The sequence below is a fragment of the Mailhella sp. genome (assembly GCF_057866825.1).
This window is the reverse complement of sequence record NZ_DBMAHT010000131.1, coordinates 1-5,332: the sequence shown is the minus strand read 5'-3', so window position 1 is coordinate 5,332 and position 5,332 is coordinate 1. Positions and strand designations below refer to the sequence as shown.

Below are 5,332 nucleotides of genomic sequence, written 5' to 3'. Positions count from 1 at the left end.
CTCTACATCGCCAACGCCCGCTCCGGTGAATCCTACACCGTGACCTCCGGCCTCGCTTCCGATTCCGGCGACTACTGGAAAAGCGCCAATCTCCTCGCCGGTCGCCTCATCGAGGCCGAAATCTCCACCGACGGCGGCGTGGTCAAGGTTCACACCCAGGCCCAGGACGCAGGCCGCACCCTGCCCGGCGTGATTCCCGTCAACGCCCTCAACGCCATGATGAACGGCAGCCTCAACAACACCGACGCCGAATCCATGGGCATCCGCTTCCTGAGCCGCGCCATGGACAACGCCCAGTTCATCGCCGACGATCACACCGCCACGGCGCTCGTCAACGAAACCTCCCGCGCCGCCGTCACCGCGGGCGTGCAGAACACCGCCCTGCGCGTGGCCGATGCCGGCGTCGATCAGCTCGCGCATCACCTGTCGCTGAGCTTCTTCGGCCAGGAAAGCAACATCCACAAGGACGGCGTGGACGTCTGGGCCACTCCCATGTACGGCAACACCTACACCCACGGCATGGCGACTTCCGGCGCTTCCGTGCGCGGCAACTACGGCGGCCTCATTCTGGGCGCAGACACCGAAGTCGGTGAAATCCTCGGCGGCAAGGTGCGCGCAGGCGCGGCCGTCAACGGCGGCGGCGGCAAGTCCCAAAGCGGCGGCACGGCAAGTTCCGTGAGCAATTCCTACAACTTCGGCGGCTTCAACCTCTACGCCGGATGGAGACTCGGCGACTTCAACCTCATCTCCAGTGTGGGCTACTCCATCGGCACCCACGACGTGAGCCTCAACATGCCCGCCGCCATGGGCATGGGACAGGCCAAGGCCGACGTGGACACCACCGCCTTCGTCGCCGACATGCGCGCCGAATACCGGATAAACACCCCCGTCGCCGACTTCGTGCCTCATGCCGGAGTGCGCTACACCTCCCTCAACACCGACAAGCACGAGCTGAAGATCAACGGCTCCACCCTGAACTCCGTGGATTCCGACACGAAGAACATCGTGCAGTTCCCCGTGGGCGTCACCGTGTCCAAGGACATCGACGTCTCCGGATGGAACATAAAGCCCCTCGCCGACGTCTCCGTGATTCCCGCCGCCGGCGACAAGAAAAGCACCACAAAGGTGTCCTATGCGGGCATCGGCGCGCTCGACAGCGTGAACACCCGCATCATGGATTCCACGAGCTTTGCGGGCACCCTCGGCGTGCAGGCCGAAAAGGGCAATCTCGCCCTCGGCCTCAACTACGGCGTTCAGACCTCCCGCCACGAAACCGATCAGAACGTGAGCCTCGGCATCAGCTGGAAGTTCTAACCCATCAACGCCGAACAGCGCCCGGCAAATGCTGACCCCTTATTCAGCAGGAACCGAGCGCCGTTCGGCAAAACGCCGAACGCCTATTCGGCAACACTCTGAAACCATTCGGAAAAAGCTGAATATCTGTTCAGCAAAAAAAGAAGACCGGGCCTCTCTCCCGGTCTTCTTCCTTTAATTTGACATCTTCCGTCCGAAATTTTTCATCCGGCGCTGCTTTTCGGCGCTGCTCTCCGGCTCTGCCCACTGACGTTCCCTTCGGTCCGAGCCTGCGCGCCTGCATAAAAGCGCCTGAGTTCCGTACCCGACCGCCTGAGTTCCGAGACTTCCGTCCTGCCCTCCCGGCAGGCAATCCCACGCTTTTCAGCCCTTTCCCCGCAAAATCTCCCCTTGTTTCCGCGAACAAGCGCCATCAGCGCACCTGAACAGGCAACGCCATCGCCCCCCCTCCGCGGACGGGCGCGACAGCGCACGGCCGCAAACATGGGGGCGCGGGGGAGATTATCTCCCCCGCTGCCTTTCCTGCCTTTCTGTCTTTCTGCCTTTCCTGCCTTTCCTCTCTCACCGCACGCGGGCGGTGGCCCAGCAGGCGGAGACTTCGGCGGCGCGGGCGTTGAGGGCGCGAAGTTCAGCTTCGGGGAGGAGGCCGGCGAGGCTGCGGCCGGCGCGCCAGCGGGCGCGGATGAAGGTTGAGCTGATATCGAGTCTGGGCACGGGGAGGAAGGTGCAGCATCCGCCGCCCGTGAGGGGAACGGTTTCGCGGCCCAGGGGCACGTCGCTGTCGTCGGGGAGGCTGCCGGGCCAGAAGGTTCGGATGCTTTCATGGAACACGCTTCCGTCGTCGCCGTTGCGCGGCACCATGACAAGGTGCGCGAAGTGCGGGAGTTCCAGGCCGTGCTTCCAGGTATCGAGCGCGGCGAAGGATTCCGCCCCCATCATGAAATAGGGCAGCTCTTCGCCTTCGTGGCGTCGGCCCCATTCGCGGAGCGTGCGCCAGGTGTACGAAGGGCCTTCGAGTTCGCCTTCCAGGGTTTCCACGCCGAGAAACGGAATGTCGCGGACCGCGGCGCGCAGGAGTTCCACCCGAATGTCAAAGGGCAGCAGTCCGGCGCTTTCTTTATGCGGAGGCGTGGCGCAGGGCATGAGCAGCACACGCTCAAGGCCCAGCGCTTCCGCCACTTCTATGGCGTGGCGCACATGTCCGTTGTGAACAGGGTTGAACGTGCCGCCGAGTATGCCCGTAGCGCCCATGAAGCTATTTCCTCACCTGCCCCTGGCCGAACACCACGAACTTGGTGGTGGTGAGTTCCTTCACGCCCATGGGGCCGTAGGCGTGGAGCTTCGACGTGCTGATGCCTATTTCCGCGCCGAGGCCGAGCTGTCCGCCGTCGTTGAAGCGGCTGGAAGCGTTCACCGCCACCATGGAGGCGTCGGCTTCACGCAGGAAACGCATGGCGTTCAGGTGATTCGTGGTGCAGATGATCTCCGTATGATTGGAGCCGTACTTCGCAATGTGGGCCAGCGCTTCATCCATGTTGCGCACCACGCGCACCGCAAGAATGAGATCGTGGAACTCGCGGCCGAAATCGTCGGCAGCGGCGGGAACGGCCGAAGGCCCGAGCAGCGGCAGCGAAGAGGCGTCGGCACGGAAGCTCACCCCCGCGCCGCCGAGCTTTTCCGCCACCATGGGCAGGAACGCCTCGGCCACGGCCTCATGCACCAGCAGACATTCCAGCGCGTTGCACACGCCCGGACGCTGCACCTTGCCGTTGTACACGATGTCGAGCGCCTGCGGCAGATCGGCACTCTCGTCGATGAAGGCATGACACACGCCCTTGTAGTGCTTGAGCACGGGCATGGTGGCCTGACTCGTCACCGCGCGCACCAGCGATTCGCCGCCGCGCGGGATGAGCACATCGACAAATTCGTCAAGACGGCACAGCTCGGAAACCGCGTCGTGCGACGTGATGTCGATGAACTGCACCGCGTCGCCGGGAAGATCCGCCGAGCTCAGCGCCTCGTGCAGCACCGACGCCAGCGCCACGTTGGAATGAAGCGCCTCGGAACCGCCGCGCAATATCACCGCATTGCCCGCCTTGAGGCAGAGAATGGAAGCGTCCACCGTCACGTTGGGCCGGGCCTCGTACACCATGGCCACCACCCCGAGCGGCACGCGCATGCGCCCCACCAGCAGCCCGTTGGGCCGCTGCCACTGGGAATCCATGGCCCCCACGGGATCCGGCAGCGACGCCACATAGCGGCACGCCCCGGCCATGTCGGCCAGAATGGCGGGCGTCAGACGCAGCCTGTCCATGCGCGGCGCATCCAGCCCCGCAAGCCGGGCCGCTTCAAGATCCCTGCCGTTGGCCGCCAGAAGCTCCCCTTCCCGCTCCTCCAGCAGCGAGGCCAGCGTCTCCAGAAAACGCACCTTCGACGCAGAACTCGCCGCCGCCATCCGGCGGGAAGCTTCCTTCGCCTTTCTGCCGGCAAGACGCACGGCTTCACGGATTTCTCTTTCTTCCATTGCCAACTCCTTAGAAAAACATGCGCCAAGCATACGGTCCCCCGCCCCCCGAGTCAAAGACAATTTCGGCAATTGAGAGGAAAGACGGGAAAGGCAGAAAAGGCATGCGGGGGAAATAATTCCCCCCGCGCCCCCCTGTTTCCGCCGATGGCTGCGCCCTCGGCGGGGCGGGAGCGTGCGGGCAAAACGCGTTGCCGAAAACAGGCGGGACGTTGGAAAGGCAGAGGCTGCGAGGGATGGTGTGCCTGGCAGGCGCTATTCGGGCCGCGGACGCAGTGCAGGTGTGCGCTGCTGCGCCCACCTGCGGTGGCCGACTCCTGTCCGACAAAAAGTCGGACAGTCGTGTCAAAGGATGGGATTTCCAGATTTTTGGGGAGGTAACGTCGAGGGCGGATTTCGTAAATGCCGCCCGGGAAACGCGCTCTCAACGCTCTCATCCCGGGCGATATGGGGAGTCTGCCAGATATGTTGGAGGGAACACCGAGGGCAGGTTCGCCCATGCCGAGCGGAAGGCCGTCTCTCAACGCTCTGGGGCCCGCGCCCTGCCTTCAGGCAGTCGCGCCGACGGAGGCAAGTAGCCGGAATCCACTTCCGGCGTTAAACGCAGCCGCTGTCGTACAAGCGATGCAGACAGTACAGTGTGTCTTGCGCAAATGGGCAGTTGCGGCACTCGGGAGAAAAAATGTCGCCCGCGCCGACGGAGGCAAGTAGCCGGAATTCACTCCCGCCGTTAAACGCAATGCCCGTCGTGCAAGTTCCGCAGGCCGTACAGCCTGTCTGGCGCAAACGGACCTGCGTGCTTTTCGGCGGGCTGCTCTTTAATTTAAAGGATACATCAAGGGAAAGGGACGCAACTCGGAAACAGAACGCCTCGGGGAAAAACGCGGCCCGAAAGAGACCTCCGCAAAAACGGCGGAAGAGGCTCCCGCCCCGATGCATCAAAAAAAGCCTGCCCTGACTTCGTCGACCCCGTTCCGCGCGGGGCGATGCAGGCAAGTCTTCCCCCCTCGTCATCCGTGCACAGACGCGTTTCCGCAGGACTCCTGCGTGCAGTAACGGCATTCCCCCTGACGAAATCCGCAAATGCCGCCCGAACACCAGAAAAACCGCACTGTTTCTGCGTCTGTGTTTGACATTTATGTCAGTCTCTACTAGCGTGCTTCCATGCGCCGGAAAGTCATCCGGCCTTTCCTTTTGTCCTCTTCTCCCCTGTCAAGGAGTCATACATGGCACAGCGTCCCACCATTCAGAAACCTACGCCTCTGTCTCAGCCCGCCTTCCGCAAGGGCGCCGATCCCGTCATGGGCGGCGTGAACATTCCCAATTTCAGCGCCGAAATGCAGGCCGAAGTCAGCCCCGAAGCCGCGCCCCTCTGGAACTTCGTGCTCACTCACGCCCGCAAAATCGCCGCCGGCGTGGTGGTCGTGGTGCTGGTCATTCTCTGCGTGGCCGGCTGGCAGTGGTATCGCGAAGAACAGGTGAAGGACGCCCGTC

At 63.4% G+C, this 5,332-nt stretch carries 3 protein-coding genes and 1 pseudogene; 2 read left to right on the top strand and 2 right to left on the bottom strand.

Features of this window, described 5'->3' with window-relative positions; genetic code table 11:
• The coding region (locus ACZM96_RS09335; protein WP_489488726.1) for an autotransporter outer membrane beta-barrel domain-containing protein at positions 1 to 1,314 on the top strand (1,314 nt) is incomplete at its 5' end.
• 561 nt (positions 1,315 to 1,875) lie between these two features.
• Here the strand turns inward: ACZM96_RS09335 and nadD are convergent.
• The gene (gene nadD / locus ACZM96_RS09330) at positions 1,876 to 2,565 is read right to left on the bottom strand and encodes a nicotinate (nicotinamide) nucleotide adenylyltransferase (RefSeq protein ID WP_489488725.1); all 690 of its coding nucleotides are present in this window, start codon (positions 2,563 to 2,565) and stop codon (positions 1,876 to 1,878) included.
• A gap of 4 nt (positions 2,566 to 2,569) precedes the next feature.
• Positions 2,570 to 3,838, bottom strand: a complete 1,269-nt coding sequence (locus ACZM96_RS09325) for a glutamate-5-semialdehyde dehydrogenase (RefSeq protein ID WP_489488724.1) — start codon at positions 3,836 to 3,838, stop codon at positions 2,570 to 2,572.
• A gap of 1,226 nt (positions 3,839 to 5,064) precedes the next feature.
• Between ACZM96_RS09325 and ACZM96_RS09320 the strand changes: the two are divergent.
• Positions 5,065 to 5,332: pseudogene (locus ACZM96_RS09320) on the top strand (hypothetical protein); the annotation flags it as partial.

Coding starts and splice junctions, on each gene's coding strand:
- nadD (WP_489488725.1), bottom strand. CDS start 2,565: ATGGGCGCTACGGGCATACTCGGCGGCACGTTCAACCCTGTTCACAAC.
- ACZM96_RS09325 (WP_489488724.1), bottom strand. CDS start 3,838: ATGGAAGAAAGAGAAATCCGTGAAGCCGTGCGTCTTGCCGGCAGAAAG.